The sequence below is a fragment of the Microbacterium sp. Leaf161 genome (assembly GCF_001423645.1).
GTDB classification, from domain to species: Bacteria; Actinomycetota; Actinomycetes; order Actinomycetales; family Microbacteriaceae; genus Microbacterium; species Microbacterium forte.
This window is the reverse complement of sequence record NZ_LMOW01000004.1, coordinates 1-3,421: the sequence shown is the minus strand read 5'-3', so window position 1 is coordinate 3,421 and position 3,421 is coordinate 1. Positions and strand designations below refer to the sequence as shown.

Sequence of the window (3,421 nt, the reverse complement as noted above, 5' to 3'; positions counted from 1 at the left end):
TCACATTGCCCGTATTCGTCACCACCACCGCATAATCGACCCTGTCCCCCACCACACCGATATCACCCTCCGCCAACACCCCCGACTTCACCGCAGACAGCTCGGGAGTGCGAGGGATGCTGACGCTCGCCGCGTCGGACGCGTCGATCGTCGAACCGTCGGGAGTCGTCGCAGCGGCGTCGACCGCATTGGCGACGGAACCGGCGTCGATATCGGCCTGAGTCAGCGTGTAGGTCGCTGTTCCCCGCGCTTCGGAGCCGACCGGCAGCACGCCCGGAGCCGCGTTGCTCGGCCAGATCACGTCGATGTCGCTGAGACCCGGCAGCTGGTCCTCGAGGGTCACTCCACCCAGCGTCTGGTTGCCGCTGTTCGCGATGAGGAAGTCGAATCCGACGAGGTCGCCCACCTGCCCGGTCGAGCCAGGAGCGAGCGCTCCGGTCTTCTCGATGGTGATGTCCGCGGCGGCGCCTGCCGTCGGTGTACGGATCTCATCCGACGCGTCCTCGACTGCTGCGCCTCCCGGTGCGGTGCCGGCCGCCGTCGCGACGTTCACGACTTCTCCCTCATCGACGTCCGCCTGCACGATCGCATAGCTGGCTGTGCCCGTGGCGATCTCGCCCGGCGCCAGCACCCCGGCCTCATCGGGCCAGCGCACATTCGGCACCGAGAGTCCTGGAAGCGGGTCGATCAGAGTGATGCCGGTCACCGTGACGTTCCCGGTGTTCTCGACCGTGAAGGAGTAGTCGATGATGTCCCCGACCGCGCCGTCGCCACGCACAGTCGCTGTCTTGCCTGTCAGAAGCTCGGGTGCGGACGCGGCGACATCGGTCGTCTCCGGTGCCGTGCTGGCCGTGATCGTGTCGCCCACCGGCGGCTTGCCGCTCGCCGTGGCGATGTTCGTGACCGAACCGCGATCCACGTCTGCCTGCGTGATGGTGTACTCCGCCGTCGCCTCGACGGTGTCGCCGGGCAGCAGGATTCCCGGTTCCCGCGGCCATTCGAATTCCGGCGCGCTGACCCCGACCAGCGCATCGAGGAGATCGACGAGCGTGAGCGTGACGTTGCCGGTGTTCGTGATGCCGAACGTGTAGTCGACCCGGTCGCCGACATTGCCGGCGCCGTCCACGAGACCGGATTTCGTCGGAGCCAGCCCCGGACGCGCCGCGATGACGACGGAAGCCACGGCGGATCCGGTGACCTCCGCGCCCCGCGGCGGCGTTCCGACTCCGTCGACGGCGCTCGAGACGCCGCCGCTGTCCACATCGGCCTGGGTCATCTCGTACGTGGAGACGGCCGAGACGCTCTGGCCGGGAAGGAGCACTCCGGGTCTGGCGGGATCGGGCCACGTGTACTGAGGCGCTGTCGAACCGGCCAGACGATCCGCGAGGGAGACGCCCGTGAGAGTCACGTTGCTGGTGTTCTGCAGCGAGTAGCTCCAGGTGATGACATCGCCGGCGACCCCGGTCGCGTCCGGGTCGAGCGCGGCGCTCTTGTCCACGACGATCGACGCCTGGATCCCCTGCGTGTCGACCGTCTCGATTCCCGCGGGGCTCGTGACGGGGCCGCCTCGCGAGCTGCCGCTGGCCGTCGCCGCGTTCGCGATCGATCCGGCATCCACGTCCGTCTGCGTGATCGTGTAGTCGGCCGTCGCGGTCGCCGACTGTCCCGGAGCGAGAACGCCCTGTGCCCCGGGCCACGTGATCTGCGGCGCACTGAGCCCCGGCATCGGGTCGGCGAGAGTGATCGCGCTGACCGTCACGTTCCCGGTGTTGGTGATGCGGAAGGTGTAGTCGATGTTTCCACCCGCGCCGCCGTCGCCGTCGACGACGCCGTCCTTGACGACGGTCAGCCCCGCCGCGGGCCTGACGGTGTTGATGACGACGGGGTTGGAGTCTGCCACCACGATCGTGCCCTGCTCGGTGACGGCCTCGACACCGGCGATGTTGCGGACGAACCCGCGATCGATGTCGGTCTGCGTGAGCGTGTACCGCGCAATGCCGACCACGGTGTCGCCGACGAGGAGCTCGCCCTCGGGACCCGGCCAATCGATATCCGGCAGCGAGAGCCCGGCGAGACGGTCGATGAGTCGACCGTCCTGGACCGTCACGTTGCCGGTGTTCGTCACGACGAGTCGATATTCGATGACATCGCCGACGGCTCCGATGCCGGGCTCCAGAAGCCGGCCGCTCTTCACGGTGGTCAGCTCCGCGGCCTCGGCGACCGGAACGACCGCATCGGCCGTGCGCTCGATCGGTGCGCCATCGGGGGCGGATGCCGTCAGGGTGACCGTGTTGTCCACGCGGCCCCGGTCGACGTCGGCCTGCGTGAGCTCGTACTCTGCCGTCGCGTCCGCCCCGGCTCCGGGTGCGAGGACTCCGTCCTCACCTGGCCAGGCGACGTCGATCGCCGAGAGGCCGGGCATGGGGTCGTCCAGGGTCGCGTCCGTGAGCGTGACATTGCCCGTGTTCACGATCCGGAACGAGTAAGTCACGATGTCACCGGCGCGTCCGAGGGCGCCGGCTCGGAGCGCGCCGCTCTTCGCGACCGTCGCGTTCGGGGCTGCGGAGACCGTGTCGACGACGACCTGTGCCGAAGGGTCATCGACAGTGGTCCCCGAAGGATCGGTGCCCGAGCCCACGGCGATGTTCGACACCTCGCCGCGGTCGACGTCGGCCTGCGTGATGACGTAGCGCGCGGTTCCGGTGAGCGTCTGCTCGGGTGCGAGCACGCCTGCATCGCCAGGCCAGACGACCGCGATGTCGGAGAGGTCTTCGAGCTCGTCGACGATCCCCACGTCCTCGAGGGTCACGTTGCCGGAGTTGCGCACGGTGACCGTGTACTCGATCACGTCACCCACCGCGCCGGTGCCACCGTCGGCGATCCGGGCCGACTTCGTCGTGACCACGGCCGGATCCGGCTCATCGAGTTCGGTGACGACCTCATCCGACGATGCCGAGATGTTCGCGCCGCCGGGAGTGGAGGCACCCGCCGTGGCGGTGTTCTCGACGGTGCCGGCGTCCACATCGGCCTGCGTGATCACATAGGTGGCCGAGGCCGTGGCGATCTCGCCCGGTGCGAGCACGCGGCTCACCGTGGGCCAGACGATCGTCGGGGCACTGAGTCCTGCCAGCGTGTCGGACAGCACGACTGCCGAGAGCGTCACGTTGCCGCGGTTCTCGATCGTGAACGAGTACTCGATGGAGTCGCCGACGCTGCCCCCGGTGGCTGCGGCGTCCTTCGTGACGACGATCTCCGGGGCGCTCGCGATCGGCACGGTGGCTGGCGCGGTCGCCGAGACCGCAGCGCCGTTCGGGGGGTTTGCGGTGCCCGTGACGAGGCTCGTGACGGCCCCTGCGTCGACATCGGCCTGCGTGAGGACGTACGTCGCCGTCGCCGTCACGGACTGCCCGGGAACGAGGAC

Annotated in this window: 1 protein-coding gene; it reads right to left on the bottom strand. The window is 69.1% G+C overall.

Features of this window, described 5'->3' with window-relative positions; all coding sequences use genetic code 11:
* The coding region (locus ASF87_RS17385) for a beta strand repeat-containing protein (RefSeq protein WP_442922810.1) at nt 1-3,421 on the bottom strand (3,421 nt) is incomplete at both ends.